This is a genomic window from Martelella limonii (assembly GCF_013344475.1).
GTDB classification, from domain to species: domain Bacteria; phylum Pseudomonadota; class Alphaproteobacteria; order Rhizobiales; family Rhizobiaceae; genus Martelella; species Martelella limonii.
In genome coordinates, this window is sequence record NZ_JABUOU010000001.1 from 723,037 (window position 1) to 739,640 (window position 16,604).

14 protein-coding genes and 2 tRNA genes are annotated in these 16,604 nt (G+C 60.3%); 8 read left to right on the forward strand and 8 right to left on the reverse strand.

Translation table 11 applies throughout. From position 1 onward, the window contains the following. Window positions 1–81 precede the first annotated feature (81 nt). Entirely contained in the window at window positions 82–822 is a 741-nt protein-coding gene (locus HPQ62_RS03375; protein WP_174801070.1) for a hypothetical protein, read from the forward strand. Between the two features lie 97 nt (window positions 823–919). Continuing rightward, window positions 920–1,681, forward strand: a complete 762-nt coding sequence (locus HPQ62_RS03380; protein ID WP_174801071.1) for an SDR family oxidoreductase — start codon at window positions 920–922, stop codon at window positions 1,679–1,681. A 93-nt stretch (window positions 1,682–1,774) separates the two neighbouring features. Here HPQ62_RS03380 and HPQ62_RS03385 read toward each other — a convergent pair whose 3' ends face one another. The 5 genes from HPQ62_RS03385 to HPQ62_RS03405 all read right to left on the reverse strand — a co-directional run bounded on the left by HPQ62_RS03385 (window position 1,775) and on the right by HPQ62_RS03405 (window position 7,834). Beyond that, the gene (locus HPQ62_RS03385; RefSeq protein ID WP_174801072.1) at window positions 1,775–4,687 is read right to left on the reverse strand and encodes a valine--tRNA ligase; all 2,913 of its coding nucleotides are present in this window, start codon (window positions 4,685–4,687) and stop codon (window positions 1,775–1,777) included. A gap of 215 nt (window positions 4,688–4,902) precedes the next feature. After that, the gene (locus HPQ62_RS03390; protein ID WP_174801073.1) at window positions 4,903–5,604 is read right to left on the reverse strand and encodes a PopZ family protein; all 702 of its coding nucleotides are present in this window, start codon (window positions 5,602–5,604) and stop codon (window positions 4,903–4,905) included. A 129-nt stretch (window positions 5,605–5,733) separates the two neighbouring features. Then, window positions 5,734–6,402, reverse strand: a complete 669-nt coding sequence (locus HPQ62_RS03395; RefSeq protein WP_174801429.1) for a protein-L-isoaspartate O-methyltransferase family protein — start codon at window positions 6,400–6,402, stop codon at window positions 5,734–5,736. 177 nt (window positions 6,403–6,579) lie between these two features. After that, window positions 6,580–7,392 carry a hypothetical protein gene (locus tag HPQ62_RS03400; RefSeq protein WP_174801074.1) on the reverse strand — a complete coding sequence of 271 codons (813 nt, stop codon included), beginning with the start codon at window positions 7,390–7,392 and terminating at the stop codon, window positions 6,580–6,582. A gap of 368 nt (window positions 7,393–7,760) precedes the next feature. After that, window positions 7,761–7,834, reverse strand: a tRNA-Cys gene (locus tag HPQ62_RS03405). Between the two features lie 273 nt (window positions 7,835–8,107). Here HPQ62_RS03405 and HPQ62_RS03410 point away from each other — a divergent pair. From HPQ62_RS03410 to HPQ62_RS03425, 4 genes are all read left to right on the forward strand, one after another. After that, entirely contained in the window at window positions 8,108–10,066 is a 1,959-nt protein-coding gene (locus HPQ62_RS03410) for a mechanosensitive ion channel family protein (RefSeq protein WP_244629534.1), read from the forward strand. A 74-nt stretch (window positions 10,067–10,140) separates the two neighbouring features. Continuing rightward, window positions 10,141–10,809, forward strand: a complete 669-nt coding sequence (locus HPQ62_RS03415; RefSeq protein ID WP_174801075.1) for a hypothetical protein — start codon at window positions 10,141–10,143, stop codon at window positions 10,807–10,809. A gap of 161 nt (window positions 10,810–10,970) precedes the next feature. Next, a tRNA-Asn gene (locus tag HPQ62_RS03420) sits at window positions 10,971–11,045 on the forward strand. Window positions 11,046–11,121: 76 nt separating this feature from the next. Beyond that, window positions 11,122–11,538, forward strand: coding sequence for a GNAT family N-acetyltransferase (locus tag HPQ62_RS03425; RefSeq protein WP_174801076.1), 417 nt, complete (start codon window positions 11,122–11,124; stop codon window positions 11,536–11,538). An 89-nt stretch (window positions 11,539–11,627) separates the two neighbouring features. Here the strand turns inward: HPQ62_RS03425 and ilvN are convergent, their stop codons facing one another. The 3 genes from ilvN to miaA form a co-directional block, all read right to left on the reverse strand. Next, a complete protein-coding gene (gene ilvN / locus HPQ62_RS03430; protein ID WP_174801077.1) occupies window positions 11,628–12,200 on the reverse strand; it encodes an acetolactate synthase small subunit in 573 nt (190 codons plus the stop codon). A gap of 17 nt (window positions 12,201–12,217) precedes the next feature. Then, window positions 12,218–13,990, reverse strand: coding sequence for an acetolactate synthase 3 large subunit (locus tag HPQ62_RS03435; protein ID WP_174801078.1), 1,773 nt, complete (start codon window positions 13,988–13,990; stop codon window positions 12,218–12,220). Window positions 13,991–14,259: 269 nt separating this feature from the next. Continuing rightward, window positions 14,260–15,165 carry a tRNA (adenosine(37)-N6)-dimethylallyltransferase MiaA gene (gene miaA / locus HPQ62_RS03440; protein ID WP_174801079.1) on the reverse strand — a complete coding sequence of 302 codons (906 nt, stop codon included), beginning with the start codon at window positions 15,163–15,165 and terminating at the stop codon, window positions 14,260–14,262. On the opposite strand from miaA, the gene serB reads away from it, so the two are divergent. Then, a complete protein-coding gene (serB, locus tag HPQ62_RS03445) occupies window positions 15,164–16,051 on the forward strand; it encodes a phosphoserine phosphatase SerB (protein ID WP_174801080.1) in 888 nt (295 codons plus the stop codon). The genes miaA and serB overlap by 2 nt on opposite strands. Next, window positions 16,048–16,602 (forward strand): GNAT family N-acetyltransferase, encoded by a 555-nt coding sequence (locus HPQ62_RS03450; protein ID WP_174801081.1) that lies wholly within the window; start codon window positions 16,048–16,050, stop codon window positions 16,600–16,602. The genes serB and HPQ62_RS03450 overlap by 4 nt, the downstream gene beginning before the upstream one ends. The last annotated feature ends 2 nt before the right edge of the window (window positions 16,603–16,604 follow it).

The window sequence follows — 16,604 nt, forward strand, 5'->3', positions numbered from 1 at the left end:
GCTGCCGGACGCCGGTCTCAATTGCGTCGCCTTGCGTTTAAGGCTTACACTCAACGCGGACACAAGCGGGGCGAGTGCCGCATGAGGATGGCTGTCTTTTTCGTATCGCGATGCTTCGGTTTTGGCCTCATCACGCTTCCGCTCGCATTCTTGTATCTGCACGTCGATGGCATGGCGCAAACCGCCGAGCTTCAACGCTTTGAAACCGATGGCGTATATGTCAGCGCCCAAGTGCTGGAGCGTATAAAGGAAACACGCCACTTCAGCAGACCTGGAACAACGCTCTATTATCTCAAGATCAGACTGTCTAAGCCCTATGAGGGCCGAACACAGCAGATCGAGGTTTCGCGCCACGAATATCGAACAGGCCTGCCAGGTAAGCTCATTCTCATCCGCGCCCTGCCCGGCGAAAACCTCCAGATTCAATATCCTATTCCCAGCCCAAACGCGGAAAAGCTCGGCCTGGATTTGGAGCAGCTTCTGTTCTGCTTGTTTTCTTTAAACATCGCCGTTTCTCTGGCCATCTTCGTGTCTGCATGGAACGCATGGCAGAATGGAGAAGTGGTTTATGTGCTCTACGACAGGCACAAGACGCTTGCTGCGGGAAACGGAGCGGTTCACTGGCTGGAGCTTTCCACCGGCAGGCGCTCCTCCTCAACGCCTTTCATGCCCGCGTCATCGCAGATGCCGCGCATGGAAGATATGGAGCACGGCGCTTCGATGAAGATGTATCGCACGCCAATTGTCGGCTATCTCTGGTGGGAGTTTTCCCTGCCGTTTTCGGGTGGCGAAGGCGTCGTTTCGTTGGCACCAAGGCGATAGGGCGTGCCATGAAGCGGCCTTGGCGCCTGCCCGGTAAAGCCGGAATAACCCTCGCCCTCAAACCGGATTGAATATCCCCTCTGAAAACGGAGCTTGCATGACCCTGATCGATCGTTTTTCCCTGGAAGGGCGCGTCGCCCTCGTCACCGGCGGTCGGCAGGGGCTCGGATACGAGATTGCCCGGGGCTTCATGGATGCAGGGGCGACGGTGATCATTACCGGCCGCAATGAGGCGAGGCTTGATGAAGCCTGCAAGGCGCTTGGGCACCGCGCCTCCTATGCCGCGTTCGATATTGCCGATGCCCCGGCGCGCAGGGCCGCCCTTGATGCCATCTACGAGAAACACGGGAAGCTCGACATCCTGGTCAACAATGTCGGCGCGCGCGACCGGCGCAGCCTCGACGTCTTCACCGACGATGAAATCGCCTCCTTCATCGATACCGATCTTCTCGCGGCCGTATCGCTCTCGCGCGACGTGGCGCGCGCCATGAAGGCTCAAGGTCATGGCAGGCTGATTTTCCTCACATCTGTGCTGGGAAGAATGCCGCTTCCCGGCGACAACCTCTATCCCGTCGCCAAACAGGGACTTGAGGGGCTCGCCCGGGCGCTGGCGGTGGAATACGGATCATTCGGCATCACCAGCAACGCCATCGCGCCTGGAATGTTTGCGACTGAGACCAATGCGCACCTCGCACGTGATCCGGACATGCAACAATTCACCGCGATGCGCGTGCCTCTGCAGCGCTGGGGCAATCCCGAAGAAATCGCTGGCGCCGCGCTGCTTCTGGCAAGTGATGCAGGATCCTTCATCAACGGGCATACGCTGACTGTCGATGGCGGTCATTCGATCCGGATGTGAGTGCGTCGAAGAGCATCTGAAAGCGCGACGCATAAAAAAGGGCGGCGCCGGTTCAATGGCGCCGCCCTTTCCTGTTTCCGATCGAGGCGATGATCAGCCGGCTTCGGCCACGCGGGAAAGCGCGATCGAAAGCTGTTCGCGCTGCTGCTTCAATTCCTCGAAACGCTCACGCTCGGTCGCCACCACTTCCGGATCGGCATTGGCCACGAACTTCTCATTGCCAAGCTTCTTCTGGCTGCGCTCGATATCGGCGTCGACCTTGCCGATCGCCTTCTGCAGACGGGCGGTTTCGGCGGCGACGTCGATCAGGGCGCCAAGCGGAATGCAGGCGGTCGCCTCACCGATGATCACCTGGGCCGAGCCCTTCGGCGCTTCATGCTCGAAATGCAGCGATTCGATACGGGCAAGCCGCTCCAGCGCGGGGTAGTGCCGTGCCGCACGTTCGCGGCTGTCGCTGTTGGCGCCGACCAGGATCAGCGGCGCCTTGGCCGATGGCGGCACATTCATTTCCGAGCGTGCTGAACGGATACCGGAGATCAGCTCGACCAGCCAGTTGATCTCGTCGGCGGCCTCGTCATCACGGAAGCCAGGCTCGTGCCAGTCGGCGTGGCAGCAAAGCCCCTCGCCGCCAATATGCGCCCAGAGCTCTTCGGTCATGAACGGCATGAACGGATGCAGCAGCTTGTAGGTTTCGGCCAGAACAAAGGCCACGCAATGCTGCGCTTCGGCCTTCGCCTCCTCATCCTCGCCCATGAATACGGGCTTCAGGAGCTCCAGATACCAGTCGCAAAGCTCATGCCAGACGAAGCGGTAAAGCGCATCGGCTGCCTCGTTGAAGCGGAAGTTCTCGATCGCTGTGGTCACAGCCTCGGTTGTCTTCGACAGTTCGGTCAGGATCCAGCGGTTGATGGTCTGGGTCGCGCCGGACGGGCGGAACGTGCCATCGAGCACCATGCCGTTCATCTCGGCAAAGCGGGTGGCATTCCAGAGCTTGGTGCCGAAATTGCGGTAGCCGGCAATGCGGCTCTCATCGAGCTTCACGTCGCGGCCCTGTGCGGCCATGATCGCCAGCGTGAAGCGAAGCGCGTCCGCGCCATACTCCTCGATGAGGTTCAAGGGATCGATGACGTTGCCCTTGGACTTCGACATCTTCTGACCGTTCTTGTCGCGCACCAGCGCGTGGACATAGACGGTTTCGAAGGGCTCGATCGGGTTGCCGTCCTCATCCTTCATGAAGTTGAGAGCGCCCATCATCATGCGCGCCACCCAGAAGAAGATGATGTCGAAACCCGTTACCAGAACGCTGGTCGGGTAGTAGCGGGCAAGCTCTTCGGTTTCTTCCGGCCAGCCAAGCGTGGAGAACGGCCAGAGCGCGGAGGAGAACCACGTATCGAGCACGTCCTCGTCGCGGGTCAGGATATTGCCGGGCTCGAAATTCTCGAGCTGATCCTCGACCCATGCCTTCCAAGGCCCCTCATGGGCGATGTAATGCTGGATCGCGGCCTCAAGCGCCTCTTCCTCGGTCTTTTCGACGAAAACCTGACCGTCAGGGCCGTACCAGGCCGGAATCTGGTGACCCCACCAGAGCTGGCGCGAAATGCACCACGGCTCGATGTTTTCCATCCAGTCGAAATAGGTCTTTTCCCAGTTCTTCGGAACGAAATTGGTGCGGCCTTCCCTCACCGAGGCAATGGCCGGCTCTGCCAGCGTCTTGGCATCGGCAAACCACTGGTCGGTCAGCATCGGCTCGATGACGACGCCGGAACGATCGCCGAAGGGCTGCATGATTTTCTTGTTTTCGACGAAGGGAACGGCATTGCCCTCTTCATCCTTCACCGTGACGGCAAGGCCTTCGGCGTTGATCGCGTCGACGATGCGCTGGCGGGCGGCGTAGCGGTCAAGGCCGCGATATTCGTCCGGCACCAGATTGATGTCGTCGACATCCGCCTCGCTCGGCAGCTCGCCGGATTTCGCAATTTTCATCGCCTGTGCCGCGCAGACGGCATAGGGCTCGCCGTCGTCACGCAGCGCTGCCCTGGTGTCCATCAGCCGGTAGAGCGGGATGTGGTTGCGGCGTGCGACCTGGTAGTCGTTGAAGTCGTGGGCGCCGGTGATCTTGACCGCGCCCGAGCCGAAATCCTTGTCCGGATATTCGTCGGTGATGATCGGGATCAGGCGGCGGTGTTCCTTCGGTCCAACCGGAATTTCGCAGAATTTTCCGATGATTGGCGCGTAACGCTCATCTGAGGGATGAACAGCAACGGCCCCATCGCCCAGCATGGTTTCCGGACGCGTGGTCGCAATCGAGATGTAGTCGCGCTCTTCCTGAAGGATGACGTTGCCGTCCTCGTCCTTCTCGACATAGGTATAGGTTTCGCCGCCGGCCAGCGGATATTTGAAATGCCACATATGGCCGTCGGCTTCTCGGTTCTCGACCTCGAGATCGGAAATCGCGGTTTCAAATTGCGGGTCCCAGTTGACGAGGCGCTTGCCGCGGTAGATCAGGCCATGCTTGTAGAGCGAGACGAATACCTCGCGCACGGCCTCCGACAGGCCTTCATCCATGGTGAAGCGTTCGCGCGACCAGTCACAGGAGGCGCCAAGGCGCTTCAACTGGTTGAGGATCTGGCCGCCCGATTCTTCCTTCCATTCCCATACCTTCTCGATGAAGGCATCGCGGCCAAGTTCGCGACGGCCGGGAAGCTTGCGTTCCATCAACTGGCGTTCGACCACCATCTGGGTGGCGATGCCGGCATGGTCCATGCCCGGCTGCCACAGCGTGTCCTTGCCCCTCATCCGCTCGAAGCGGATCATGATGTCCTGCAGCGTGTTGTTGAGCGCATGCCCCATATGCAGAGAGCCGGTCACGTTCGGCGGCGGGATCACGATCGAGAACGCTTTCTTGCCCGGCTTTGCGTTCGCTCCGGCACGGAAGGCATCGGCCTCTTCCCACCGGGTGGCAATCCTGGGTTCGACGCTCTTTGCGTCATACGTCTTCTCAAGCATGTCTTCGCCAATTCCTGACTGATCACAAAACCGGGCCGAACGCCCCTTGCGCCCTGCTCGTCCGCCTTAAACGGCTGCCGGGGCTGAACGTTCCTGACATGGAACGATGGCCCTTTTCGGCCTGTCGTTGTTAAGCTTTCGGCTTCCGGCCTGTCAATAACAAAGCCGCCCCGGTGGGAGCGGCTTCATGAAGGCCTCGAGCGCATTTGCCGCCGTTAACGCCGCGCGTTGCGCATGCGCTCGATTTCCTTCGCGACCATTTCCTCGACGATCGAGGGCATGTTTTCGTCGATCCACTCCCTGAGGAGCGGCCGAAGTTCGCTGACGACGATTTCCTCGATCCGGCGGGCGCCTTCGCGCTCGAGCGCATCGGACAGCACACCGAGTGCCTCGCCGATCCGCTGTTCGGAACCGGAGGAAAGCAGCGGATCGCCTTCAGCACGGGGTGGCTCGACGGATTCGGGTGCCTGCTGAGCCGGAGGCTCTCCGCCCGTGGCCTCGCGCACCTGACGGGCAACTTCACCGATCGTGCCGGGATACACATCATGGCGCTCGACCTGAACCTCGGCAGTTTCGGGCTGAATGTCCGCAGGCGCGTCATAGATCTGCTGCTCGAAGCGTTCGGCAGTCTGTTCGCCTTCGTTGTCTTCGGGCTGTTCGAACATGAAGGCGGGACGGCGCGAGACGAATCCCGCTTCATTCAGCGGTTCCGGATCCTGATGCGCTGACGCGCGATCTTCATCCAGCCTTTCCTCGTCCTGCTGCGCCGGCTGGCGATAGCGACCGTCGTCACGCCCGGCAGCATTGTCACGCCCGCGTGGTGAACGGGAAATATCCTCGCCGCTGTCGATAATCCGGCGGATCGACGCGAGAATCTCTTCCATCGTCGGTTCCTGCTGCATTTTAGGCTGCGCCATTAAAAACCTTCCTGCGTCCCGAGGGTCGAATCGTAGCAACGATACGCCAGCTCTCGACGCATGCTCACCGAAACATCCATATTTTCAGTGCTATACACAGAATTTTCCGCCAGAGCCCCGTCAGCACATTCAGAATTCGAAGGTCTTGGCTTCGGCAAAACCGGGAAGCGGTTTCACGGCCGCATTGAATGACGCAAGCGAGGAAAACAGCTCGCCGTCGCGACGATAGACGGTCGCGCGTGCGGCATGGCCGGAACCCTCGACGCACACAAGGCGGCCGCCGTCACGGAGCTGGCGCAGCAGCGCTTCCGGGACAATCTCGACCGCACCATTCAAAAAGATGGCGTCATAAGGCGCCTCGGAAGGATAGCCTTCCGGAAGCACGCCGCTGACCACGGCCGCATTGTCATAGCCGAGCTCGAGGAACTTGCTGCTGACGCTCTCCACGAGCTCCTCGTCGCTGTCGATACCGACGACGGACTGCGCAAGAAGCGACAGGATCGCAGCCGCATAGCCATCACCCGCGCCAACGACGAGCACGACATCCTTCTTCGACACATCAAGCAGCTGAACCAGCTTTGCAAGCGGCGACGGCTCCATCATGTAGCGCGACGGACCGGCATCATTGGCCGACTTTACCAGAATGTCCTCGTCGATATAGGCAAGCTGCCTCGATTGCTGCGGCAAGAAAGCCTCACGCGGCACGGACAGAAAGGCGGAGATCACCGGATGGGCTGTCACATCGGTCGGGCGGATCTGGTTTTCGACCATCTTCCTGCGCGCCGTTTCGAAATTCATCATGGCCATCAACCTCGCAAACATGGACCGTCGCGCGCCGCTCATGCTGCGTCGCACTCGGTTTTTCATAGATGGGCCGTCGCCCGCATGCAAGATGTGAGAAGCTTCCTTCGCAAAAAGCGACAAAAAAGAAGGCGCACCGGAATGCGCCTTCCTTCCATGTCGGATGGATATCGCTCAGCGATATTCATCGACCAGCTGGCAAAGGCGCTGAAGCCCGGCCTCGAAACTCTGCGGGCTGCGCATCACGTCGTCACACTGCTTGCGCACGACCTTCTGCTCCGAACTGTCCATGGCGTCGAAGGCGATGACGAGTTTCTGATCGTCTGCATCTGCGGGCATCGCTCCGCCGTTTGCGCCGCCAGCGGCCGCGCCGTCATTGGCGGTCCCTCCGGTCATGCCGCCGGTTCCATTGCCGGCGCCGCCTGTGCCGGTGCCTGTGCCGCCTGTTCCGCTTTCGCCGCCGGTCCCGCCAATCGAGACGTCCACATCGGCATTGGTGGCGTCGCTGCCGCCGATATTGACGTCGGCGCCCGCATTCGCGCCACTGTCCCCGCCAATCGAGGCATCGACGTCGGCACTTGTACCATCACTGCCGCCGATACCGACGTCGGCGCCCGCATCGACACCACTGTCGCCGCCAACCGAGGCATCCGCACTGGCGCTGGTGCCTCCGCTGCCGCCGACATCGGCTGAGACGTCCGCATTCGCACCGCTTGAACCGCCGACATCGGCACTGACATCGGCGGATGTGCCGCCTGAACTGCCGCCTCCGACTGCGGCCCCGGCATCAACGCCTTGCGCGCCGCCAACATTTGCATCAGCCCCGATGCCGCCATCCGAGGGTGCGACATCGACGCTGACGCCATTCTCGCCGCCGATGTTCAGCCCCTGCGCCTGTGCGCGCTCAATGGTCTGCGCGCTGACAAAAAGGCATCCGGCAAAGACGGCGCCGGCCAGAAGCTTGGATTTCCTGCGATCTGCAAACATACTTTCCTCCTCAGGCTACCCTCCCTGAAGGGCAGCGCTCCAACAACCTTGTGACTGCGGTCCAGAATGTGATCCGCTTGCAGCCTCAACGGCAGCACGGTCAAAAAGGTTCCCATATTTCAGTGACTTGGGAGGCAGAATGAACCAGAAATGCGCCGGAACCGCGCGGCGGCAAAGCTGAGGAATGCGATCTCTGGTTGTGTTGCGGACGCAGGGTCGCGATGTGCACTCAGTGGAGAAAACAAACGGAAGAATTTGAAGCCACTAAAACAGTCGCAGCGTTCGGTGAGTCACCTTGACAACCATTGCGTGCCAAAGGTGTCGCCAGGCGACTTCATGACCTTGTCAGGCGATGTTGAGAAAAGAGGTGGAGGCCTCGGCCGGAATCGAACCGGCGTGCAAGGATTTGCAGTCCTCTGCGTAACCACTCCGCCACGAGGCCAACTCTTAAAATCGAAGGGTCGGCGGGGATTTAGAATGATTCATTTTTATTTGCAATAGCGCGCGCCCGAACCGCCGCGTTTATTTCGTCGCGCAAACGGGGAAACGGTGCTTCTTCCCCTCAAACGCCGACTTCCGCCGATTTTCCGTCACCAACTCCGCATGCCCAAAAACCGTGCATAGCGGGCTTAACACGCACACAGAATCGGATACTCTCTCCCCTGATTAGGGTGTTCTGTTCGCCATTCAGGCACGCGCTCGCAGGGAGGTTGGCATGCAGATTTTGAACAGGCGCGTCAGGTCGGTGGGTTCCTTCCTGCTGATGTTCACGCTGATCATCGGCCTGGTTGAGGTCGGGCCAGCGCTTGCGCAAGAATCAACTGGCGCCGCTGCGAAGACGGAGACCGCCCCGCAAACAGGCGCTGACGGTAAAACCCCCGGCGTCTCTGAACCCGACGACGAAGAGACGACCTCGGCCGAACTGGTCGAGGACCTGTTCGAAAATGCCAAGGGCAATGAGGACATGCGCGCGCGTTACGAGCGGCTGGTGAACAATCCGATCGCGCCGCCCGACACCCGAAGCCCGCGTGCCACGCTCGAAAGCTTTCTCGTCATCATGCAGACCGCGACGGAAAAATGGTTGAAGGTGCGCGACGCCTATTTCGACGGCAACACGTTCTTCATGACTCCCGACCAGCGCAAGGAGCTCGTGCTGGTCGAGTCGCTGCTGGAGAAGGCCGCACAGACCTTCGATCTTTCAGCCATCCCCGCAGCCTCTCGCAAGCGATTCAGCATTGAGACCGTCCTGCAGCTGCAGGAAATCTTCGACCGCATCTACCTGCCCCTGCCGGATGAGATACCAGGTCAGGCTGCCGGGTCATTCAGCCTGACGAGCGATGCCCAAACGCCGTTGCCGAACAAGTGGATCATACCGGGCACCAGCATGACCATTCAGGTGCAAAAGGATGGCCCGCACGAAGGCGAGTATCTGTTTACACAGGGGACGGTCGCCGAAATCGCGGACAGCTACGAAGAGATCAAGACGCTGCCGCTGATCGCAGATCGGGGCGAGGATCTTTATCAATATTATATCTATACGCCGGGCAATCTCGTCGCGCCTCGGTGGTACGAGATCATTCTCGACGGCCCGCACTGGCTGAAGCGCAGTTTTGGCAATCAGGCGTATTGGCAGTGGATCAGCCTGTTTATGACTGGCGTGATCTTCCTTTCGGCCTTCGTAGCCTACAGCCGCTGGAATGCCCGGAGAGCCGTTCCGCTTGATCCGGCGCGGCGTCAGGCCCGGCGGATCGTTCCGCCGCTGCTGCTGATCATCGCGGCAAACGTCATCCAGTTCCTGATGGAAGAGCAGATCAATATCTCCGGCGATCTGCTGCAGGCCTCAACCACCGCCTTCAGTGCGGTGATCTGGTCTGCCGCGGCGTGGTTCACCTATCAGTTTCTCCAGACCATCTACGTCTGGACGGTCCGCAATCCCTCCGTCCATAACAACACGCTCGATGCGAGCCTGCTGCGCACCGGCTTTCAGGTCATGTCGTTCATCGTGGCGATCGTGGTTCTGGGTTACGGCGCCACGCGAATCGGCATTCCGATCTACGGCGTTGTCGCCGGCCTTGGGGTTGGCGGTCTGGCGATCGCGCTGGCAGCGCAGCCGACGCTGGAGAATTTCATCAGCGGTCTCCTGCTTTATGCCGACAGGATCGTGCGCGTCGGCGACTTCTTCCAGTTCGACGACACCTCTGGCACGATCGAGGAGATCGGCATCCGATCGACCCGTATCCGGGCGCTCGATCGCACGCTCATCATTGTCGCCAATGCCGATCTGGTGAAGCGCAAGATCACCAATTTCAGCCGCCGCGATGTCTTCATGTTTCGCCACAGGATCGGCCTCACCTACCAGACCGACGCCGCCGCCTTGAACCGTATCCTCACGGAGATCCGCGATCTGCTCGCATCAAATGAACACGTGCTTGAGACCCCGCAAAGGGTGCGGCTGATTGAATATGCCGATTCGGCGGTGATCATCGAAATTTACGCAAACATTTCAGCGGCTGACATGAATGTGTTCCTTGAGGTGCAGGAAGGCCTTCTTCTGTCCATCCGTGAGATCGTGGAACGCAGCGGTTCGAGCTTTGCCTACCCCTCTTCTACGATCTATCTTGAGCACGGCAGGACGGAACCGCAGCCTCAGGCACGCGTTCAGACAGATGAATGACGGGATCAAGTTCAGGGGCGGTAGCGATGCGCAAGACGAACCGCAAAGGACGCCTCGCCCCGTGAAAGGCTGCTATGTGGAGCTGGATCAACGACAATTCAGGCGCGATCAGCGCTCTCGCCAGCATCGCGACCCTGTTCATCTGGGCAATCTATCTTCAAATGCTGTTCAACAGCTATCGTGAAGGAAGACGGGCCAAAATTTTGATCAATCGCGGCGCTAGCCCGACGCTCGATGGCCATTGCCTGGTGGGCAATATGAGCGCCAAGGCGATTTTCATTGATGCGGTGCTACTGGATTTTACCGTCAAGACGGAAAACGGGCGGCAGGATTTCAGCTACTCCTTGAGCAACCTGACATTTGATGAGCAAAGTGCTCCCGACCCGCGCACCAAGTTGTTTCAAGGGCCATTGGACGCTGCTGAACATCTCGATCTTGGGACCTTCCGTGGCTTGATCTCAAAAATGTCTCCGCCGGGGTTCAACAGTTTCGAAACGATCGAAAGCCTGTGCATCACCATCGTCGCAACCTACTCATCCGAGGACAGACCTGTGGCGGCAGAACGGGTCTTCGACATTATCGGCGCGCGCGACGAACTGGTGGTTTCGCCGCGAAGCTATGCTGCCCACCAACTTCGCAGCAAGCGCGACCGTCGTCGAATCGAGAGGACCATGCTTAACCTTCACCGTTCGGAGCGCAGCCCGGACCATCAAACGGATGGGGCAGTCGAGGCGCGCGGATAGAGCCTTGCGCTGGGACCGATGCGTGTTCGCCCTGCCCGTCTCCGTTGGCGGAGATTAGCGTTGAAAACTTCTTTGCTTTTTTTATCAAAAAGGGCTTGGCAAATCGCCTCACCATTTGTATTAACCCGCTCACACCGTAGCGCCCAACGCGGCGCGCATGTTCCCTGGTAGCTCAGCGGTAGAGCACTCGACTGTTAATCGATAGGTCGTCGGTTCGAATCCGACCCGGGGAGCCATTTCCTTCTTCACTACATTCTGCAGCGACCGCGTCACAACTTTGCGCGTTTTGTCGTGTGTGGTTTCGGAAACCTCATGAACATCATCGTCTCAGCCGCGCCGGATGAATCAGACGCCAGCATTATTGATGCCGCGCTTGCCGACTACAACGAATCGACCGTTGGTGCGGCCGACCGTCTTGCCCTCTCCGTGATCGTACGCGACGACGCCGGCGTCATCTGTGCGGGCGTTAACGGGCAGACGGCATGGGGCTGGCTTTACGTGCAGCGGCTTTGGGTCGGTGACAGCCTGCGCGGTCAGGGGATGGCCGGCAAGATGCTGAGCGCTGCGGAGGACGAGGCCCGGTCCCGCGGCTGTATCGGCGCCTATATCGACACGTTCAACCCTGCGGCACTCTCTGCCTATCAGCGCCAGGGTTATGTCGAATATGGACGCATGGAACAGTTCGTCGCAGGGCGCGACCGCATATTCCTGCAGAAACGCTGGGCCTAGAAACGACGACGACGCTGGAGCGAGGCAAGCGCCCTCACCCTGTCAGAGAATCAAAACGCCCCGCCAGATAGGCGGGGCGTTTCGGTTTGTTACATGCCCTCGGGGCCGCGGCTCATCGAGGCAGGGCCGGTGCGGCAGATCTCGACCAGGCCCAGCGGCTTCATGATCGTGATGAACTGGTCCACCTTCGATACCTTGCCGGTGATCTCGAACAGGAAATGCTCGATGCTGGCGTCGACGACCTTGGCTTCGAAGGCATCGGCAAGGCGAAGCGCTTCCTGGCGCTGGTCGCCATCGCCGACGACCTTGACGAGCGCAACCTCGCGCTCGACAGGCGAAGCCTGACCGAGTTCGCGGGCGCGGACCGAAAGGTCGACGACCTTGTGCACCGGCACCATCCGGTCAAGCTGCGCCTTGATCTGCTCGAGCACGTCGGGCGTGCCCTTGGTGACGATCGTGATTCGAGAAATATGGGCCTCGTGCTCCGTCTCCGAAACAGTGAGGCTTTCGATATTGTAGCCACGGCCGGAGAACAGGCCGATCACCCGGGCGAGGACGCCCGGCTCGTTTGCGACCACGACGGAGAGCGTGTGGCGTTCGGGGGCTGCGGTCTCGTTCGAGATGAAATAGGCCGAACCGGTGGGCTGTAGTTTCGCGTTCATTGTCTGACCTCTTGTCCTTAAACGAGCTGACGGCCCTTGGCGTCGATGGCGTTGGCGACGGCGTCGTCATTGGCCTCGTCCGGCAGCAGCATGTCGTTATGCGCCCTGCCCGACGGGATCATCGGGAAGCAGTTGGCGAGATTGGCGACCCGGCAATCGAAGATCACCGGCTTCGGGCTGTCGATCATGCGCTGGATCGCCTCGTCGAGTTCGTCCGGCTTGTCGCAATAAATGCCTTCCGCGCCATAGGCTTCGGCAAGCTTCACGAAGTCCGGCATCGCCTCGGTATAGGAATGCGACAGGCGGTTGCCGTGCAGCAGCTGCTGCCACTGGCGGACCATGCCCATATACTGGTTGTTCAGGATGAATATCTTGATCGGGGCGTTGTGCTGGATCGCCGCCGACATTTCCTGAATGCACATCTGGATCGAGGCGTCACCGGCAACATCGATGACGAGCGCTTCCGGATGCGCGATCTGGACGCCGAGCGCTGCCGGCAGGCCGTAGCCCATCGTGCCGAGACCGCCCGACGTCATCCAGCGCTTCGGCTCCTCGAAATCGATGAACTGAGCCGCCCACATCTGGTGCTGACCGACCTCGGTGGTGATGTAGGCATCCCTGTCCTTCACCGCCGCGTTCAGCCGCTCCAGCGCATATTGCGGCATGATGACGTCCTTGTTCGGCGCATAGGCGAAGCAGTCGCGGTTGCGCCAGCGCTCGATATTGTTCCACCAGTCGTCGAGCGCGGGCTTTTCGGCAGGCAGCGCCCGCCACAGCCGAACCATCTCTTCCAGAACATGGGCGACATCGCCGAGGATCGGGATATCGACGCGGATGTTCTTGTTGATCGAGGACGGATCGATGTCGATGTGGATCTTCTTCGAGTTCGGCGAAAACGCGTCTACCCGGCCGGTGATGCGGTCGTCGAAGCGGGCGCCGATGCAGACCATGACGTCGCAATCATGCATCGCCATATTGGCCTGGTAGGATCCATGCATGCCGAGCATTCCCAGCCAGTTCTTGCCGGATGCCGGATAGCACCCGAGACCCATCAGCGTGGAGGTGATCGGGAAATTCGTCAGCCCGACCAGTTCGCGCAGCAACCGTGACGCCTCATCGCCGGAATTGATGACGCCGCCGCCGGTATAGAGAACCGGACGCCGCGCCTTCGCCATCAGCTCGACCGCCGCCCGGATTGCATCGGCATTGCCTTCAACCCGCGGCTTGTAGCTTTCGCGAATCATATGTTCGGCAAGCGGGGTGTAGCGGCCGGTGGCAAACTGGATGTCCTTCGGAACATCGACGACGACCGGACCCGGACGGCCGGTCTTGGCAATGCGGAACGCCTCATGGATGACGTCGGCCAGCTCGTTTACGTCCTTCACCAGCCAGTTGTACTTTGTGCAGGGGCGCGTGATGCCAACGGTGTCGCACTCCTGGAAGGCGTCCGAGCCGATCAGCGCGGTCGGAACCTGTCCTGTAATGCAGACCAGCGGGATCGAATCCATCAGCGCATCCTGCAGCGGCGTGACCGCGTTGGTGGCGCCAGGACCGGAGGTGACCAGCATGACGCCAACCTTGCCGGTGGAGCGGGCATAGCCTTCGGCCGCGTGGCCGGCGCCCTGCTCGTGGCGCACGAGGATGTGCTCGATTTCGTCCTGCTGGAAGATCTCGTCATAGATCGGCAGCACGGCGCCACCGGGATATCCGAAAACGTGTTCGACCCCGTTTTCTTTCAACGCCTGCAAAACGATTTCGGCGCCTGTCATCATGTTGTCCGCTGCGGTCATCTCATTTTTCCGTTTGAAGGTCCTGGGTTTCCTCGGGCATAAAAAAAGGCCCCTTGGAGGAGCCTGTTTGTCGCGCATGGGTGGCTGTCGCCGGATGGTTACACCATCCTGCCCATGCGCGATCCCACCACGATAAGAAGTGCGTTCATATTCATGCCTAGGCTGATAGCCCGACTTCGGGAGACAGTCAACGCGCCATTGCAAGAAAAATGCCCTGAAAGCTCTATGCGCGCAATAATATTATGCAGAAAACACGTTCGGAAATCGTGTTAAATTTCTGATGGATCTACTCTTTTCCAGGTTTCGTCCATCTGGTTGCGAAACCATGTCATCTGGCGCTTGGCATATTGGCGTGTGGCAGCACTCGCCTTTTCGACGACGTCGGCCCGCGACATCTTGCCTGCAAGCATGGCCGCGATTTCCTTGACGCCGATGGCGCGCATCAGCGGGGCCGCAGGGTCGATATCGAGCGCAAGGAGCGTTTCCACTTCCTCGACCGCGCCGGAAGCCAGCATGGTTTCGAACCGCCGGTTGATGCGGTCGTGAATGACGCTCCGCTCCGGCAGCACGACGATTTTCTCCGCTTCATCCGGCTTGATCAGCGGCGGCGGGTTTTCTTTCTGGAAGTCAGCGATCGAACGCCCGCTTGCCTCGAACACTTCCAGCGCCCGCACGATCCGCTGCCCGTCGGCAGGCGAAAGGCGTTCGCCCATGGCCGGATCGATCGCCATCAATCGGGAATGCAGCGCGGTTGCCCCATCCTCTACCAATGCCGAGCGCCACTTGCCGCGGATATCGGGGCTGACCAGCGGCATTTCCGCAAGTCCCTCGGTGAGCGCCTTGAAATAGAGCCCCGTGCCGCCAACGATGACGGGCAGACGTCCCTCGCCTTCAAGACGCTTCAGAAGCACGGCCACATCGCGCAGCCACGCGCCGGTCGAATAGTCGCTTCCGGCAGCGACATATCCGTAGAGATGGTGTGGCACGTGCTCCATGTCTGAAAAAGAAGGCCTCGCCGTCAGCACGCGCAGCGTGTCATAGACCTGCATACTGTCGGCATTGATTACCACGCCGCCCGCTTCACGCGCCCGCGCGATCGCATAAGCGGACTTGCCGCTCGCCGTCGGCCCCGTTATCAAAACGGCACGCATAGTGTCACCCAAGGAATTCGTCATGGCTCTCGTTGCCACGCTCATCGCCAATCCGTCAAACCCTGTCGTCACCAAAGCGCTCGTTTCCAGTGCTTCCAGCGCCGTCATGGTGGAAAACACTGTGTGGCTGGCAGAGGGCATCGCCTGCGATCTCCTGCTTGCTGCAGACACGGATGCGGGCGCGGTCGAAGAAGCGCTCCGTGGAGCGATCGGCGATGCGCCGGTCGATGTCGTGGTCCAAAACGCCGCGACCCGGCGCAAGAAGGCTCTGCTCGCCGACATGGATTCGACCATGATCGGCCAAGAATGTATCGATGAACTTGCCGCCGAGGTGGGTCTGAAGGACAAGGTCGCAGCCATCACCGCCCGCGCCATGAACGGCGAGATCGAATTCGAGCCGGCGGTGCGCGAGCGCGTCGCGCTTCTGAAGGGCCTGTCGATCGATATCGTTGACGAGATCATCGAAAAGCGGATCACGCTCACGCCGGGCGGCAGGGAGCTGATCGCCACCATGCAGGCCAATGGCGGCTATGCCGCGCTGGTCTCGGGCGGCTTTACCGTGTTCACCAGCCGCATCGGCGCCATGCTCGGCTTCGACGAAAACCGGGCCAATATCCTGATGGAAGATGGCGGCAAGCTCACCGGCGACGTCGCCGATCCGATTCTCGGCCGCGAAGCCAAGGTCGAGGCGCTGAACGACGTTGCGGCAAAGCGCGGCATTTCGGCAGAAGACATCATGGCCGTCGGCGACGGCGCCAATGATCTCGGCATGATTCAGCTCGCGGGAAGCGGCGTTGCACTTCATGCCAAGCCGAAGGTGGCAGCCGAAGCCCGGATCCGCATCGACCATGGCGATCTGACGGCGCTGCTCTATATCCAGGGCTATCATCGGAAGGACTTCGTGGCATGAAACTCGCGGAGACAGAGCGCCTCATCATCCGAAACTGGGAAGAGCGCGATCGCGCCCTGTTTCATGAAATCAATTCCGACGACACGGTAATGACCTTCTTTCCGATGCGCCGCACCCGGGCAGAGAGCGATGCGCTCTTCGACATTCTCCACGCAAGGATCGTCGAGACCGGCTATGGATTTCCCGCAGTCGAGCTGAAGCAGTCCGGCGAAGCGATCGGTTTCACCGGGCTGAACGCGCACTACAGCGCAGATATCAAACCCGAGGGCACACCCGAAATTGGCTGGCGGATGGCAACCCGCTACTGGGGCAAGGGCTATGCTACCGAGGCCGCCCGCGCAATGATCCGGCTCGCCTTCAAGGAGCGCGGTCACGACCAGCTCGTCTCATTCGCCGTCGCGGACAATCACCGCTCGACGGCGGTGATGGAACGGGTTGGCATGAAGCGGGACCTTGATGGCGATTTCGACCATCCCTCGATTCCGGAAAGCCACGCCCATCTGAAACGCCACGTGCTCTACCGGCTTTTCAGGGCCGACTGGCAAGGCTGAGG

Coding starts and splice junctions, on each gene's coding strand:
- HPQ62_RS03375 (WP_174801070.1), top strand. CDS start 82: ATGAGGATGGCTGTCTTTTTCGTATCGCGATGCTTCGGTTTTGGCCTC.
- HPQ62_RS03380 (WP_174801071.1), top strand. CDS start 920: ATGACCCTGATCGATCGTTTTTCCCTGGAAGGGCGCGTCGCCCTCGTC.
- HPQ62_RS03385 (WP_174801072.1), bottom strand. CDS start 4,687: ATGCTTGAGAAGACGTATGACGCAAAGAGCGTCGAACCCAGGATTGCC.
- HPQ62_RS03390 (WP_174801073.1), bottom strand. CDS start 5,604: ATGGCGCAGCCTAAAATGCAGCAGGAACCGACGATGGAAGAGATTCTC.
- HPQ62_RS03395 (WP_174801429.1), bottom strand. CDS start 6,402: ATGAATTTCGAAACGGCGCGCAGGAAGATGGTCGAAAACCAGATCCGC.
- HPQ62_RS03400 (WP_174801074.1), bottom strand. CDS start 7,392: ATGTTTGCAGATCGCAGGAAATCCAAGCTTCTGGCCGGCGCCGTCTTT.
- HPQ62_RS03410 (WP_244629534.1), top strand. CDS start 8,108: ATGCAGATTTTGAACAGGCGCGTCAGGTCGGTGGGTTCCTTCCTGCTG.
- HPQ62_RS03415 (WP_174801075.1), top strand. CDS start 10,141: ATGTGGAGCTGGATCAACGACAATTCAGGCGCGATCAGCGCTCTCGCC.
- HPQ62_RS03425 (WP_174801076.1), top strand. CDS start 11,122: ATGAACATCATCGTCTCAGCCGCGCCGGATGAATCAGACGCCAGCATT.
- ilvN (WP_174801077.1), bottom strand. CDS start 12,200: ATGAACGCGAAACTACAGCCCACCGGTTCGGCCTATTTCATCTCGAAC.
- HPQ62_RS03435 (WP_174801078.1), bottom strand. CDS start 13,990: ATGACCGCAGCGGACAACATGATGACAGGCGCCGAAATCGTTTTGCAG.
- serB (WP_174801080.1), top strand. CDS start 15,164: ATGGCTCTCGTTGCCACGCTCATCGCCAATCCGTCAAACCCTGTCGTC.
- miaA (WP_174801079.1), bottom strand. CDS start 15,165: ATGACGAATTCCTTGGGTGACACTATGCGTGCCGTTTTGATAACGGGG.
- HPQ62_RS03450 (WP_174801081.1), top strand. CDS start 16,048: ATGAAACTCGCGGAGACAGAGCGCCTCATCATCCGAAACTGGGAAGAG.